This window comes from Acinetobacter sp. ANC 4178 (genome assembly GCF_004331175.1).
Lineage (GTDB): Bacteria > Pseudomonadota > Gammaproteobacteria > Pseudomonadales > Moraxellaceae > Acinetobacter.
In genome coordinates, this window is sequence record NZ_SJOD01000001.1 from 87,499 (window position 1) to 103,362 (window position 15,864).

Annotated in this window: 14 protein-coding genes; 8 read left to right on the forward strand and 6 right to left on the reverse strand. The window is 37.9% G+C overall.

Annotation, left to right across the window (positions count from 1 at the left end):
• The first annotated feature begins 158 nt into the window (after positions 1-158).
• Positions 159-602 (forward strand): universal stress protein, encoded by a 444-nt coding sequence (locus E0H87_RS00425; RefSeq protein ID WP_131321378.1) that lies wholly within the window; start codon positions 159-161, stop codon positions 600-602.
• Between the two features lie 119 nt (positions 603-721).
• Positions 722-1,165: a universal stress protein gene (locus E0H87_RS00430; RefSeq protein ID WP_131321380.1), complete on the forward strand. Its 444-nt coding sequence runs from the start codon at positions 722-724 to the stop codon at positions 1,163-1,165.
• A gap of 90 nt (positions 1,166-1,255) precedes the next feature.
• Here E0H87_RS00430 and E0H87_RS00435 read toward each other — a convergent pair whose 3' ends face one another.
• Both E0H87_RS00435 and pepN read right to left on the reverse strand, forming a co-directional pair.
• Complete coding sequence (locus E0H87_RS00435) at positions 1,256-1,762, reverse strand: hypothetical protein (protein ID WP_131321382.1); 507 nt, start codon at positions 1,760-1,762, stop codon at positions 1,256-1,258.
• 281 nt (positions 1,763-2,043) lie between these two features.
• Positions 2,044-4,653, reverse strand: a complete 2,610-nt coding sequence (gene pepN, locus E0H87_RS00440) for an aminopeptidase N (protein ID WP_131321384.1) — start codon at positions 4,651-4,653, stop codon at positions 2,044-2,046.
• Positions 4,654-5,087: 434 nt separating this feature from the next.
• Here pepN and E0H87_RS00445 point away from each other — a divergent pair, with 434 nt between their 5' ends.
• From E0H87_RS00445 to thiM, 4 genes are all read left to right on the forward strand, one after another.
• Positions 5,088-5,276: a hypothetical protein gene (locus E0H87_RS00445; RefSeq protein ID WP_131321386.1), complete on the forward strand. Its 189-nt coding sequence runs from the start codon at positions 5,088-5,090 to the stop codon at positions 5,274-5,276.
• A 179-nt stretch (positions 5,277-5,455) separates the two neighbouring features.
• Positions 5,456-5,719, forward strand: coding sequence for a hypothetical protein (locus E0H87_RS00450; protein WP_131321388.1), 264 nt, complete (start codon positions 5,456-5,458; stop codon positions 5,717-5,719).
• Positions 5,720-5,883: 164 nt separating this feature from the next.
• Positions 5,884-7,041 (forward strand): hypothetical protein, encoded by a 1,158-nt coding sequence (locus tag E0H87_RS00455; RefSeq protein ID WP_131321390.1) that lies wholly within the window; start codon positions 5,884-5,886, stop codon positions 7,039-7,041.
• 60 nt (positions 7,042-7,101) lie between these two features.
• On the forward strand, positions 7,102-7,923 hold the full coding sequence (gene thiM, locus E0H87_RS00460) for a hydroxyethylthiazole kinase (protein WP_171458331.1): 822 nt from the start codon (positions 7,102-7,104) through the stop codon (positions 7,921-7,923).
• 32 nt (positions 7,924-7,955) lie between these two features.
• Here the strand turns inward: thiM and E0H87_RS00465 are convergent, their stop codons facing one another.
• The gene (locus E0H87_RS00465) at positions 7,956-8,687 is read right to left on the reverse strand and encodes a hypothetical protein (protein WP_131321394.1); all 732 of its coding nucleotides are present in this window, start codon (positions 8,685-8,687) and stop codon (positions 7,956-7,958) included.
• A 503-nt stretch (positions 8,688-9,190) separates the two neighbouring features.
• Between E0H87_RS00465 and E0H87_RS00470 the strand changes: the two genes are divergently transcribed.
• Both E0H87_RS00470 and E0H87_RS00475 read left to right on the forward strand, forming a co-directional pair.
• Entirely contained in the window at positions 9,191-9,676 is a 486-nt protein-coding gene (locus tag E0H87_RS00470) for an Lrp/AsnC family transcriptional regulator (RefSeq protein ID WP_131321396.1), read from the forward strand.
• Positions 9,677-10,009: 333 nt separating this feature from the next.
• Positions 10,010-11,467, forward strand: a complete 1,458-nt coding sequence (locus tag E0H87_RS00475; RefSeq protein WP_131321398.1) for a DASS family sodium-coupled anion symporter — start codon at positions 10,010-10,012, stop codon at positions 11,465-11,467.
• Positions 11,468-11,607: 140 nt separating this feature from the next.
• Here E0H87_RS00475 and E0H87_RS00480 read toward each other — a convergent pair whose 3' ends face one another.
• From E0H87_RS00480 to E0H87_RS00490, 3 genes are all read right to left on the reverse strand, one after another.
• Positions 11,608-11,829, reverse strand: coding sequence for a hypothetical protein (locus E0H87_RS00480; RefSeq protein ID WP_131321400.1), 222 nt, complete (start codon positions 11,827-11,829; stop codon positions 11,608-11,610).
• Between the two features lie 192 nt (positions 11,830-12,021).
• Entirely contained in the window at positions 12,022-13,008 is a 987-nt protein-coding gene (locus E0H87_RS00485; RefSeq protein WP_094148167.1) for a PD-(D/E)XK nuclease family protein, read from the reverse strand.
• A gap of 73 nt (positions 13,009-13,081) precedes the next feature.
• Positions 13,082-15,721 carry a bifunctional aconitate hydratase 2/2-methylisocitrate dehydratase gene (locus tag E0H87_RS00490; RefSeq protein WP_131321402.1) on the reverse strand — a complete coding sequence of 880 codons (2,640 nt, stop codon included), beginning with the start codon at positions 15,719-15,721 and terminating at the stop codon, positions 13,082-13,084.
• Positions 15,722-15,864: the final 143 nt, after the last annotated feature.

Below are 15,864 nucleotides of genomic sequence, written 5' to 3' on the forward strand. Positions count from 1 at the left end.
GATAAAAATACTCAACTTTTTAGCTTTTTAGAACATTAAAAATTTCTAATTAATTGAATGAATTTACGCTGTTTTTTCACTTTATAAATTGATCACAATACGACTATGTGCTATCTATAAATAAGTAGCAATAATGATAAACAACAGGAGTAAATCCGATGTCTTACCAACATATTTTAGTTCCAGTAGACGGCTCTGCAATTTCATTCTCCGCAGTTAAACAAGCCGCGATTATTGCGAAAGCATTTGGCAGCGAATTGACTTTGATTAGCCTTGTTGCAGAAGATCCTTTTACAGAAGTCGACTTTTACTATTCTTCTGCAATTATGAAAGAATACTTTGTGCAAGCGTATGCCAATGCTGAAAAAGCTCTAAAAGAAGCCACTGTTTTTGCTCAAGAAGAAGGTGTAGAGCCAACAACACAAATCATTAAAGGGCAAGTTTCTGCTGAAGGTGTAGTTCAAGCTGCCGAAGAGAAAAAATCTGATTTAATTGTGATGGGTTCACATGGCCGCAAGGGCTTCCAAAAGTTTCTACTGGGTAGCTTCGCGCAGGATGTGCTTCGTGGTACGCATCTGCCTGTTTTAATTGTGAAAGAATAAATCTACAAATTCAGCACCTACTTTCACGTGGGTGCTCATTGAAGTATCTTTGGTGGATGCTTTCTAAAACTTTCTAATACACAAAGCCAAGTTTTTATAATAATCGAAGGTGTGCTCTCATGACTTATCAACATATTCTAGTCCCTGTCGATGAATCTCCAATCTCATATACTGCTGTCGAGCAAGCACTTTCTTTAGCCAAACTATTCAATTGTCGTGTCACTGTCATGTGTGTAGTTGCTGTAGATCCTTTTGTCGGTGTCGACTTTTATAAAGTTGCTCCTGCCATTACAGATTATTTTATGCAAGCGGAAGAGAATGCCCAAACACGCCTAGCAGATATTAAACAATCCTTCACTCGGGATGGAATTGAGGTTGATACCAAAGTTATTCGTGGTGTTTCTGCAGCAGATGGCATTATTCAAATTGCCGATGAAGTCAGCGCTGACTTAATTATTATGGGCTCACATGGTCGTACTGGTTTCAAAAAGATGATGCTAGGTAGTGTTGCGCAAGCCGTACTTACTCAATCTCCTATTCCAGTTCTGATTGTAAAAGTTTAAAGAACATAAAAAATCCCTCGTTTTCGAGGGATTTTTTATGTTTTGCATATACAACCAAATGCCGAACTTAAGTCATTAAAAGCAACGTTATTACTTTTTAATTTGAATCGCACGTGCCATGACATCTTCAGGTACTTGATCTGTCAATAGCACTGCTAGGGCTTTGTCATTTTTAGGCATTTTCTCAGTATTATTAGCATCTAATACTGCATTAATATCCTCTGGTGTGAAGCTGTACATTGCACCTGTCGCTGGATCTACCGCCAGTAAACCAATTAGTCCACCAAAAATAATATTACCAAAATACCAGCCACTAACTGTGCCTTTTACTGTCACTGTTTTTGGCGTAAACCCATCTTTACTAAAAGTAATTTGGTATTCTTCTGGTTTGAAATAACCTGCACCCTTTTTCAAGCTAACTGTGGTAGGTGTTTGTCCTACATGTACACTTTGCCCTGCACGGTTTTTAATTTCAATTTTGGCTGAATCTGGAACGCTGGTAAACGTTAGTGTTTGAGTCGACCCCTTAATAATACTTGCACAACCTGTCATCAACATTGTTGCAGAAATCATAGAGGCAACTAATAATTTATTCATTTTTATTACTCTTTTAAAGAAATCTGGCGAAATGTAACAGAAAGTTAATGAATTATGAAGAAAATATGTAGAAGAAATATTTAATTGATCATTTTTTATGACAAAGTTATCTAAATGTCTTTTTCAATTATTTTCCAGAAGAAAAAGTTCAAGTAAATAAATATCTTATATCGCTACATTTATTCAGTGTTTGTATTTTTAATTTCAATAAAGCCAATAAAAAGGCTATTTCCCATGACTGGAAAATAGCCTGAACATGCTTAAACTCTAGAGTTTTTTTATCAGATGCTCAGCATACTGTTTAAAGTTTCCACCACGTTCTTAGATTTCACTTGCGGCTTTAAGGCTTCCAAAGATGCCAACACATCTGAACGTTGTGGTTCAGCCAAAGTATACCAACGAGATAAAACCTGTAATAAACGTGAACCCAAAATTGGATTTTTTTCATCTAAATACTTGGCCAAATTTACAAAGTGCTCTACGCCAAAGCTCCAAGTATTCACAGGATTACTGTTCAAACCACCACTCACAGCTCGAATTCGGTTTGGTACTCCCAAATCATAATCTGGATGATTAATCAAAGTTTGAATACTTTCCGCCGTTGCATTTGGATGTGATGCTTGCACCATAAACCACTGATCTAGAGAAAGTGCTTCATCTTTAAAGCGTGCATAAAAGTCTTCAAGTACTGGTTGAGCTTGTGGTGCATCATTCCAAACTAAAACACGTAAAGCCCCTAAGCGCTCTGACATATTACGTGTGTTGCTATATTGGCTATATGCCAAGTCAAATGCTTCGGCATCGCCTTGTCGTGCCAACATCATCAACATGATGTTTTTCAATGCACGCACACCCATTGCTTGTGAAAAATCTTTTTGCAAGTCAGGGTCTAAAGCCAAATATGTTTCTTTACAGAAAGAACCTAATTCACGTGCCAAGGTATTTAACAACGCATTACGCTTTTCTTGAATTACAGCGGGATTATAGTTCTCATCAATACGACTACCCAAATACCCTTCACTTGGCACATCAAACAAACGTGACGCCAGTAAAGGATCTTTTTCAACTAGAGCCGGCAAAGTATTTTTAATGGCTTGTACATAAATTGCTGCATCATGATCATTCAATAACACACGCTCTAACAAGGTTTGTGTTGCCTGCCATTGGTTAAAGCCATTGGTTTCATATTGAATCAAGAACGCCAATTCTTCATCTGAATAGTTGAATTCAAGATTTACAGGTGCAGAGAAGTTACGTAGTAAAGACACAACTGGTTTGGCTGTTACATTCGTAAAGACAATACTGGCTTGGTCTTGATCGAACAAATACACACCATCTTTCACACCATTTTCGAATAATGCATCAGATTGCAGGGTATATTGCTCGCCTGTTTCTGCGTTAAATAATGCCAGTGCCACAGGAATTGGAACTGCTTTTAAATTCGGGTATTTCGCATGAGACTTCAGGCTTTGTTTAAAACTCAAACGATAGGTTTGTGTAGCAACATCGTACTCACCTGTCGCTTCAAGTTTAGGCGTACCCGGTTGGTTATACCAAGTCAGGAAATTCGACAAATCAACACCTGAACCCGCAGTTAAGGCAGCAACCCAATCTTCAACCGTTACAGCTTGCCCGTCGTGACGGCGGAAATATTCATCCGTACCTTTACGGAATTTTTCTTTTCCTAATAAAGTTGCCATCATGCGGTTAATTTCCGCACCTTTCTCATATACAGTAGCTGTGTAAAAGTTATTAATTTCTACAAAATGGTCAGGACGTGGTGGATGTGATAATGGACCTGAATCTTCAGGGAATTGATGTGCTTTGAGTACCGCAACATCATCAATCCGTTGAACCGCAGCAGACTGTAAATCTTCTGAGAAAGATTGATCACGGAAAACCGTTAAGCCTTCTTTTAAACATAATTGGAACCAGTCTCGACAAGTAATTCGGTTACCTGTCCAGTTATGGAAGTATTCATGCGCAATCACCGATTGCACACGCATAATTGCAGCATCCGTGGTGTATTCTTCATCGGCCAGTACACATGAGGTATTAAAGATATTTAAACCTTTATTTTCCATTGCACCCATGTTGAACGCACTGGTGGCGACAATCATATAATTGTCTAGATCATATGGACGACCATAGTGTTCTTCGTCCCAACGCATCGAATGTTTTAAGGCTTCCATCGCAATATGACATTTCGGAATATCTTTTTCTTCAGCATAAATTTCCAAAGCCACATCACGTCCTTCAGAAGTCGTGTAACGATCTTTCAAAACAGCTAAATCACCAATCACACAAGCAAAAAGATAGCTTGGTTTTTTGGTTGGATCTTGCCAAATCGCAAAATGACGATCTTCACCCACTAAACCTGTTTCAAGCAAATTACCATTCGCCAAAAGCACTGGATATTTTTTATCGGCTTCTACACGTGTCGTAAATACAGCCAAAACATCAGGACGGTCTGGATAGAATGTGATTTTACGGAAACCTTCTGGTTCATTTTGCGTTACATACAAATCTGATGCTGCTTGGTATAAACCTTCAAGCTGCGTATTTGATTCGGGATGAATGACCACGGATGTTTCTAAAATGACTTCATTTGGTGCATGATGAATAACAAGCTGCTCACTGTCTAAAGTGTAATCGCCCGCATTTAAAACCTGACCATTTAAGCTTATAGACTTTAGCTCTAAATCACGCCCCAATAAGACCAAATCACCTTCAGTCTGGCGCTTCATGACCAAATTGGCATTCACTTGGGTATATTCTGCATACACCTGAATATCTAAATTGATCGAATCAACCAGAAATGCAGGTTTTTGATAGTCTTTTAAATATACAGTTTGGTCTGCTTCTACCACTGGATTTGCCGCAATGTTCATATCATTTCCTATTTGTCTTTTTAGCATCGACTTTTGTATTGCGTAAAATCATTCAACACAGCACAAGTATCTTTGCCCTTATTTATCATTCAATATGGGTGTTTATTTTCTGCATTTCAATCATGATTGTGCATAATTTTAAGGAGATGTATTTTATTTATACGCTTTATTCCTCCTCTATGAGTATGTCGGCTAAAAATGAAAATACAACACTTGTTTTACAGCATCATCATGTCAAGTTTCACATCCGTTGCAATTGCCGCGCCAACTCTTGAATACATGGAATGTCTAAAGTCAGTCAACAACATCATTTTGTTTTGGTTGCTCCAGCGTAAAACTTAGAAACAATAAAACTGATGTATTTTCGATTTTTTTAAACCTATTTCTTTGCATTATAAAAACTGAAAATATTGAAATGGTAGAAGATCATCCCTATGAACAGCAGTTTTTTTAACGAACGTAATTCCCAACGCAATACAGGACAATATAAAATTATTCTGCAAGGTGTACGGATTTACGCAGTGATGTATACCGCGAGGCAATCAGGTGTAGTGAGGTCTTATCAAAACTATCTGGCAGATGAAAAAAACAAAAAAATGAATCAGACACTCATCGCCCCATAAATTACAATGCATTTAATTCTGTTGCCCTCATGTTATTTACATATCGTTTCCTAACACGGCCGAGCGTGACATTTTTATGACTTATTTTTCAAACTGACTACAATTTGTGCACGTTTTTTGCTTGTAAATAGATGTGCAAAGCGCACTATAAAATGAGCAAAATAAAAACGAGGTGCAAGATGTATATCAAAGAACACTTAATCCGTACGGAAAATATTAAAGTCATGCAAACCTTACACGCAGCAGGAATCGATCATAAGGTGATTGCTACATTTATGTGTTGTGAAGGTATTCAAATGCAAGCGCAAGAAGTCAGCAGCATTTTAAATCAGTATGATGCTTTAGGAAGCAAAAAAATTCCTTCTAAAAAAGTCAAAGCCTTAATTTATGCCAAACAACTCGGAGAAGATGACGAAACACTGCCTTGCCCAGCAGCCTATTAAATTCTTTCTAGCCACTCACAAATAAAGAGCTACTCAAAGCTGTAGCTCTTTTTAATTTGCAAAACATCAGCACAGCTTTGCATAAATGCTTAACAGTTCAGCTCAGAACAACACCTAAACGGTGTATAATCTTAGCTACTGATTCAATTATTCGATGACTAACCATGCTGCTCCAAATTCTGCAAAAACAACTGGATGAAAGCACAACTTGTCCGCTTTGTCAGGCAGCAATGTATTGGGTAGAAGCTGAGCAGTATGATCAAGATGTACAATTTCATGAATGCAGCCACTGTACACATCGGGTGTACCAATCGGATAAATTTACGTGCCACTGTGACAGTTGTGCTTCAAAACGTAAAAAACTACTGCAAGAAACGCGCTTACAAGAGCAACGAAAACTCAAAAAGAAAGACGTCGTAGAGCTGGAACTCAGCCAACTGAGTTTTCTTCATAAATTATTTTTACTCAGTATTCTGGATAATCAGATTCAGGAATATTCCGTACATGATGAATTCATTCACTGGGAAAAAATTAAATATCAACCGATTACCCCCAATTATTATTTTCAAAGTACCTTGCTCAAGCAATTGCTCAAAGAGCAAATTTTAATTGCCAAAGATTTTGCCGAAGAAGCGCATGAATATTATGTCAATGTCAGGCTAGAAGGTTATACAGAACCAAGTTTATTCAGTATTACCCAACAACTCAGACATTGGTTTTATGAAAATTTAAAACTCGGTATTCCATTTAAAGATGCAGAAGAAGTTAAAAACACCTTGTACTTAATCTTGTATCAAGAAATCGTTCAGTTTATGCAATTTTACTGTAAATCTTGGGGCATCCAAATTGCAGGAAATCAGAGCTTTCAAACCTTTTGTTATCGTTTAATGGAGACCCTCGCGGTGGGTCAGATTTATTATCTCATCCAAACTGCATTGGAGTATCTGTATGAACAAAAAGCGCTTAAGCCGCGCAATGATAACTTTTTGAATACTAACTTACTCAAAAAAACTGTTCAGCAGTATCGAGAACGATCCCTCGCAGAAAAATGGGAAACTTCTACACTGCCTCGTTTACCAACTATGCCGCTCAGTAAAATGAGTGAGATCCTATTTTTTAAATTTCTCGGTTATGATGAGCGTATTTTCTTTCAACCTGTTTGGCGTTCGTGGAAGAAAATTGAACCGCGTTTAAACTTCTATTCAGTCAAACGCTGTATGTATTGTGGTTCCAACGACTTAGCCGTTGACTATGATGCCGAAGAATACGTGTCGTTATTTTGTCGACATTGTAAGCATCAGGACCACTATTTCACACGGTGAATGGTGAACATCATGTCTACACTTTCAAACCAGCCAATATTTGACCTTCAGGATAATTTAGTGGATCAAACTGCACCGTTACTACAGAAAATTATTGAAGCACACACGCAACTTCGTGCGACGCAACCTCTCGTGCAATGTATAACCAATAGTGTCGCAGCAAATTATGTGGCCAATGTTCTGCTCGCGTGTGGTGCTTCACCTGCCATGATTGACAATCCCTTTGAAGCAGAAAGTTTTACCCGAATTAGTAGTGCACTCAGTATTAATTTAGGTACACCAACAACTGAACAAATGCAGGCAATGCAAATTTCTGCCAATACCGCGCATCAAGCTTCTATTCCTTGGGTACTTGACCCTGTCGGTTATGGCAACATTTTATCTTGGCGCTCAGAAATGACCAATGAATTATTACAATATCAACCGACAGTGATTCGCGGAAATGCCTCTGAAATTAGTGGGCTAGCAGGTAATCAGGTTGTAGGTAAAGGAGTCGATAGCACACTCGATAGTGCTGAAGTATATGCACAAGCTTGGACTTTGTTAGACCATGCAGAGTGCATTGCCATTTCAGGAGAATCTGACTTTATTCTCTCCAAAGCGTTAAACAGCATTATTCAAGTGAATGGTGGGTGCTTTCTACAACCTCGTGTAACTGCAACAGGTTGTGCCCTAGGCGCCTTAATTGCGGCTTATTGTGCTGTAACCGATGTAACCACTGCAACGTTAGCAGCACATGTGCATTTTGCCGTAGCAGGACAATTGGCCTACCAAACAGCACAAACGGTGGGATCATTTAATGTGGCTTTTTTAGATGCGTTAGATTGTATAGATGCAGAGCTATTGAATGAATATGCGGACGTGAAAATCATAAATCGGTAAGAAAGTGGGCATTCTGTAACACTGATGTTCACTTAGCTTGCAGCACGTTCAATCGCACTCAATATTGCAGCTTCTGTCAGCATTTTGGTATTCAGTTTACTCACACACATCATGCCTATTCCATCAAAGAAATCTGGTGTGTGTTGCATAAAGAAATCGATATGTTGATTTGCCTGATCATGAATATGAATAGATTCATCTAAGGCTGTTTCAGGGATCACTCTAGGATGTACATAAATATCTTCCCCACGTTTTTGTACATCAGATTTTCTCAATGCAATTAACTTAAGTATTTCAAGATAGTCCTGAGGTGTATCCACATCAATACGTGGATAAAAGTTCTGTGCACAAGACGCAAGTAAAGCATAAGCCTTAGGCTGCATTAAGGTCACTACAATCCACAGAGGCAAAAGTGGATGTTTAATACTATGTTGTACCGCCACTTTAATGACTGAATTAATGGTTTTGTTGGCTCGCTGATAGTTTGGTAAAAATGAACCGCGAGAATTCGCTACAAAAATATTCTTTTCACGAATATTCAGTTTTAAGATAAGAATACTGTTATACCCAATTAAACGAACACCATCAAAATATTCTACAACTTGCACCGATATCGCATCAGAATCATGCATAAAATTATGCAGTTCTTGCTTACAGGTATCTGGAAAAATAATACGGTCAAATGCTAAAAGCTGTTCTAGATATTGGTTCTGATGTTCAGGTAATAGCTTCTTATAATCTGTTATTGTTTCAGAAATATTCATAACTCCGTCCGAGTTGAATAGACCCGATCATTTTAATACGAGATGATTCTGTCTGACATCCCTTAAATTAGGTACTTGAGGCTTATATACAAAGTTAAAGAATGATTATTCATCTTTTAAATCAATAGATTACAGAATTACGTATTCAGCAAAATCAATAAGATATAATTAAAATACAGATTATAAAAAACATTGAATGCTCAATAATTTAATCCATATTTTTTTAAGTATTTTTATCAATCATTTTTTAGTTTTAGATCATTTTCAATGATTACACAAATAAAGTGGGTTGCAAGATGAACCAATAGCACCTTTAAGTCACCCTTCCCTAAAGGTGTTATTGGTTCAATTATCACCTTTAACCCATTCAGTGATAATTTATATCTCTAGTCTAATCATTAACTTGCATAATTGTTTACTGTATTTGACTTAAATTTTTAAAATTTCAGCATAGGAATGAAGTATATTTACATTTTAAAGAAGATTCTTCCGTGGAATGAATTTTGAACAGTACAGAATATACACTAGATAAAATTGATCGGAATATTTTATCTGCTTTAAGACAAAATGGTAGATTGACCGTCGCACAACTCGCAGATGAAGTCGGACTTTCCTCCTCCCCATGTTGGACACGTCTAAAACGCTTGGAAACTTTAAAAATTATTGATGGCTATACCGCCAATATTAATCCTAAAGCCATTGGGATTAATGAATTATTCTTTATCGAAATCACGCTAGAACGCCATGATGATGAAATTTTAGAGCAATTTAGCCAAACGCTAGCAGACATTCCCGAAGTGATAGAAGCTCATTTAGTGACTGGGGATTATGATTATTTAGTCAAAGTTGCTGTGAAAAATGCTGAACACTATGAGCGTTTTTTAAGAAAAAAACTGTATTCGATTAAAGGGATTCGGCATACTCGCTCAACTTTTGCTTTACGACCTCTCAAATCGGCAACAACCTCCGATTTAATGCTAATTGAATAATCCAACACTCTTTTACTGCAATTTAAGTCGATGTATGTTTTAATATACTCAGTATGAGATGAGCCTTATATGAGTATAGCGCGAGCTATACGACTAGCCCCTGAAAAATGGGGCTTTTTATTGTCTGTTTGAAACGATAAATTCATCATAAATGTATAAACTGTTATTAAGAATAAATGAATTGAACAGCATTATGTTGTTATTAACGTCAAGAATTGGTTGGACAAAATTAAAATCTTTCTTTTATTGAGAATATGTTAACTACACTAGACTTCAACAAAATCACTGTTCATTATTAGACCGATAATAACTATACCTTTGGAGCAAACTTCAATGGGATTCAAACTCATACCAACCATAATTTCAGTATCACTTACCCTTATTATTTGGTTTCTCATTCCAATTCCGCAAGAAGTCTCTGCAAATGCTTGGCTTCTATTTGCCATGTTTATTGGTGTTATTTCAGCGATTATTGGTAAAGCAATGCCTATTGGTGCAATTTCGATTATCGCGATTGCGCTTGTCGCAATTACTCGAGTAACAGCAGATAACCCGAGTGATGCCATTAAAGATGCTTTAAGTGGTTTTGCGAACCCTCTTATTTGGTTGATTGGTATCTCTATCATGATTTCAAAGGGTTTACAAAAAACAGGGCTTGGTGCGCGGCTAGGTTATTACTTTATTGCCGTATGGGGGAAAAGAACCATTGGTATCGGCTATAGCCTTGCATTATCTGAACTGATTCTTGCGCCCGTTACCCCAAGTAATACGGCACGTGGAGGCGGAATTATTCATCCAATTGTTCGCTCCATTGCAACGAGTTTCGATTCCGATCCTGAAAAAGGCACGGAAGGCAAGATTGGTAAATATCTGGCTTTGGTCAATTACCATTCAAACCCTATTACTTCGGCTATGTTTATTACGGCCACAGCGCCCAATCCTTTGGTCGTTGAACTGATTGCGAAAGCAACCAATAGTCAGATTCATTTGAGTTGGACCACATGGGCATTGGCCATGGTTTTACCAGGTATTGTCGCATTGGCTCTCATGCCGATTGCGCTTTACTTTATGTATCCACCTGAAATCAAAAAAACACCAAATGCAGCACAATTTGCCAAAGACCGTTTAAAAGAAATGGGCCCCATTACCTTACATGAAATGATTATGTTGGCTGTATTTGGAATTTTACTGTTACTCTGGGCAGGCATTCCCGCAATGATCTTGGGTGATATGTGGACTTTAGACCCAACCACAACCGCATTTATTGGTTTATCACTTCTTCTGCTTACAGGTGTTTTAACTTGGGATGATGTTTTAACTCAAAAAAGTGCATGGGATACGGTGACATGGTTTGCTGCTTTGGTCATGATGGCAACCTTTTTAAATAAGCTTGGTTTGATTACATGGTTCTCTAATTTATTACAAACAGGTATTGGTCAGCTTGGTTTAACTTGGGTTCCCGCATCCATGCTTTTACTATTCGCTTATATGTATGCTCACTATATTTTTGCCAGTACTACTGCACATATTACTGCAATGTTTTCTGCATTTTATATTGCAGGAATAGCCGTAGGTGCACCTCCGATGTTCTTTGCACTAATTATGGCAGCGGCTTCAAGCATTATGATGACACTGACTCATTATGCAACAGGTACATCCCCTATTGTTTATGGTTCTGGCTATACAACGCTTGGTGAATGGTGGAAAGCTGGCTTTATCATGAGCATTATCAATATAGCTATTTTTATTGTATTGGGCGGACTTTGGTGGAAGATGCTGGGGTATTGGTAATTTAATATCTGTTATAAATCATAATCTTGTAAATATAAAAATATCTATACAACCAGCCACCTGAATAAGGGGGCTTTTTAATATCTGTCCATTAAAGAAACTTCGTTATAATTTTACTCACTGAATAGAAATATATTTGATTAATTAGACTCGATGTCATAGACCCAGTTTCGTGCTTGTTGGTCTGTCGTGGTTTCACAAACATAATAGTCATGATCCCATGAGTCTTGATGGAAAATTTCCATTTTTCGATAAGTCACCTGTTTGCCATTTTCCACACAGATAAAGCTATCGCCTTGGTCTTTGACTTGAGTTCCGTTGAGGAAACCACCAATACAGAGGAATCGAGATTGTTTTGCCATTTCTATATCAACTTTTTGAATCATTTTTCAATGTGCGGATTAAACGATTTATTAGATGGACTGTAAAGTGGAACAAACAATATCTATAAAAGAAATATCAATCTATCAAAGTGAATCTTCAACTGAAAGATTGAAGTCATAAGCAATACACAAATGACCTCATGTTGTAATATCAAGAGATGCCTATTTCATTTAATCAACAAACTGTGCAGGACTTAAAGAATTAGTTTCAATAAATTGAGTGTACCTCTTCAGTTTCTCAAGAGTACTTTCGATATCTATTAATTCTGAACTTTCATCTCTAATAAGATACTTAGTTGTTAAAATCGTCATTGTTTCACCTTTACCAAATCTGGTTGGTTTTTCAAAACTTAAACCATCCTCCTTAGCTTTAGCTAAATAATGCTTGTAACAAATATTTCTAAATTTTTTGTCATTTTCTTCTTTGTTACTATTAATTTTTAACACTAGATCTTCTTCTTGAATTTGCAAATACTGTGTACAAAATTCATTTTTTTGAAATGCCCACCAATACCCCATGAACCCACCATTTTGATTAGGAACATATCCCCAATTACCTCGATTCAACTCTTTTTGCAAATACTTGAAAAATCCGATCCAATTTTTATGATTCCATTTCTCTTTATGAACAAATGCGTTAACTTCATTTTCAATTGAATTTATATAGTCTTTAAAATCATTAAAAATATCACTGAGCACATTCTCATAAATATTTAAAACGGAAATTAATTTATCTCTAGAAAAAATCTTAAACCCATCGTCTATTTCTTTTTTATAATTAGATTGATCGTGTGTTTTAAAAAATATAGCTAAAACATTTTCCTCACCTACCTCTGAGGCAATAATATTTCGATATCTAGTTAGCTGATCTCCATGTGATTGGGTTCCAGTTTTATCTTCAATAATAATAGAAAAATTGTTTATTTTAAGTAAGATATCAATATTTTTGTATTGTTTGGAAAGACTGAACTGTTCAATTTTTTCAGGTATTTTTTTATTTTCCAATTTAAAAAATTCTGATATTAAACTCAAAGCACAATTTTTTAAAGCTTGATTTACGTTCTCATATTTAGGATTTGCATGATCTAATAGCCAAAAAATAAAAGCATCTTGCGATAATTCTTTTGTAGCATATTTAAAAATATTTGGTTTATCCATTTTATAATCCAAAAAATAAGGGCTGATTACTCAGCCCTTATTTTTAACTCATTTAACCTTAATTTTCAATTAATTAAGTCAATTGAGCAGCAGCAATTTTCTTCGTATCAACATTCGCAGCAGCGTCAGTATAGTCGCCCATTTTGTCAAAGCTTAAATATTGGTAGATGTCAGCAGACATGCTATCAATTTGAGCTGCGTACTGTTGGTATTCTTCTGGAGTTGGTAATTTACCCAATACCGCAGCAACAGAAGCAAGTTCAGCAGAAGCTAAGTAAACGTTCGCACCTTGACCTAAACGGTTCGGGAAGTTACGAGTAGAAGTCGATACACATGTTGTGTTCGGCGCTACACGTGCTTGGTTACCCATACATAATGAACAACCTGGCATTTCAGTACGCGCGCCAGCTTTACCATAAGTATTGTAGAAACCTTCTTCCATCAATTGACGTTCGTCCATACGCGTAGGTGGAGCAATCCACAAACGAGTTGAAAGTACGCCACCAGGAACTTTCTCTAACAACTTACCAGTTGCGCGGAAGTGACCGATGTTCGTCATACATGAACCAACGAATACTTCGTCAATTTTCACGCCTTGAACGTCAGAAAGCAATTTAGCGTCATCTGGGTCATTCGGGCAGCAAAGAACTGGTTCAGTAATTGTCGCAAGGTCAATTTCATACACTTTCGTGTATTCAGCGTCAGCATCAGCTTTAAGAAGTGATGGGTTCGCTAACCATTTTTCCATGTTTTCAACACGACGAGCCATCGTACGCGCATCGCCATAACCTTCAGAAATCATCCACTTCAACATTGTAATGTTTGATTTCAGGTATTCAGCAACTTTCTCTTCAGAAAGCGTGATAGAACAACCTGCAGCAGAACGTTCAGCAGATGCATCAGAAAGTTCAAATGCTTGCTCAACAGTTAAGTCTGTTTCCATTTCTGTTAAGTCGATCTCAAGGATACGACCAGAGAAGATGTTTTTCTTACCTTTCTTCTCTACAGTTAAGTCACCTTGCTGAATCGCAACGTAAGGAATTGCATGTACAAGGTCACGTAGTGTGATACCAGGTTGCATTTTACCTTTGAACTTAACAAGTACAGATTCAGGCATATCCAGCGGCATAACACCAGTCGCAGCAGCGAACGCTACAAGACCAGAACCCGCAGGGAATGAAATACCAATTGGGAAACGTGTATGTGAGTCACCACCAGTACCAACTGTATCTGGAAGAAGCATACGGTTTAACCAAGAGTGAATAATACCGTCACCTGGACGTAAAGATACACCGCCACGGTTCATGATGAAATCAGGAAGCGAGTGTTGCATTTGAACGTCAACTGGTTTTGGATACGCAGCTGTGTGACAGAAAGATTGCATAACAAGGTCAGCAGAGAAGCCTAGGCAAGCTAAGTCTTTCAATTCGTCACGAGTCATTGGACCAGTCGTATCTTGCGAACCAACAGTCGTCATCTTAGGTTCACAGTAAGTACCCGGAAGTACGCCTTGACCTTCAGGAAGACCACATGCACGACCAACCATTTTCTGTGCTTGAGTGAAACCTTTGCCAGTAGCAGCAGGTTGAACTGGAGTACGGAATAAAGTAGATGGAGCAAGACCTAAAGCTTCACGCGCTTTAGTCGTCAAACCACGACCAACGATTAAGTTGATACGACCACCCGCACGTACTTCGTCTAGAAGTACTGGAGTTTTAAGTTCAGCTTCAGCAATTACTGCGCCGTCTTTAGTTGCAGTTACTTTTGCAGCAGCATGATCAATGTTAAGAACGATTTCGTCGCCCATGTTCATGTTTGCAACATCAATTTCGATTGGCAATGCGCCAGCATCTTCCATTGTGTTGAAGAAAATCGGAGCGATTTTAGAACCTAAGCAGTAACCACCGTCTTTTTTGTTCGGGATGTGAGCGATGTCGTCACCGAAGAACCAAAGTACAGAGTTAGTTGCTGATTTACGGCTTGAACCAGTACCAACAACGTCACCTACGTAAGCAACTTGGTTGCCTTTCGCGATTAAGTCTTTGATTTGGTTTAATGGACCAACTTCACCAGGAACTTCTGGGTTGATACCGTCACGTACGTTTTTCAACATTGCATTTGCGTGCAATGGAATATCTGGACGGCTCCATGCGTCTTGTGCAGGTGACAAGTCGTCAGTATTAGTTTCGCCAGTTACTTTGAAAACAGTAAGTTTGATTTCAGTCGGAACATCTTTACGGCTTGTAAACCATTCAGCGTCAGCCCAAGACTGAAGAACAGCTTGTGCATTTGCATTGCCCGCTTTCGCTTTGTCTGCAACGTCATGGAATGCATCAAATACAAGAAGAGTTTTCTTCAATGCTTCAGCAGCTAATTCAGCAAGTGCCGCATCATCAAGAAGAGCAACTAGAGGTGCTACGTTATAACCACCAAGCATAGTACCTAGTAAGTAAACCGCACGTTCTTTAGAAACTAACGGCGAAGTCGCTTCACCTTTAGCCAAAGCAGCTAAGAATGCAGCTTTAACATATGCAGCTTGGTCAACACCCGCTGGAACACGGTTTTCTAGTAAATCAACTAAAAATGCTTCTTCGCCAGCTGGTGGGTTTTTTAATAATTCAACTAATGCAGCTGTTTGAGCATCATCAAGTGGCTTCGGTGGGACTCCGAGTGCGGCACGTTCTGCAACGTGTTGGCGGTAAGCTTCTAGCACGGTGTTATTCCTCTTTTTTAAAAAATTATTTACGTATTCCTGCTTTAAATAAAGCTACGCAAACAATATGGACTGCTTGATTTTACTAAAATTCCAGTTAAAAGTTAATGCGCTACAAGTGTTTCTTCGTGATGCCCATTATT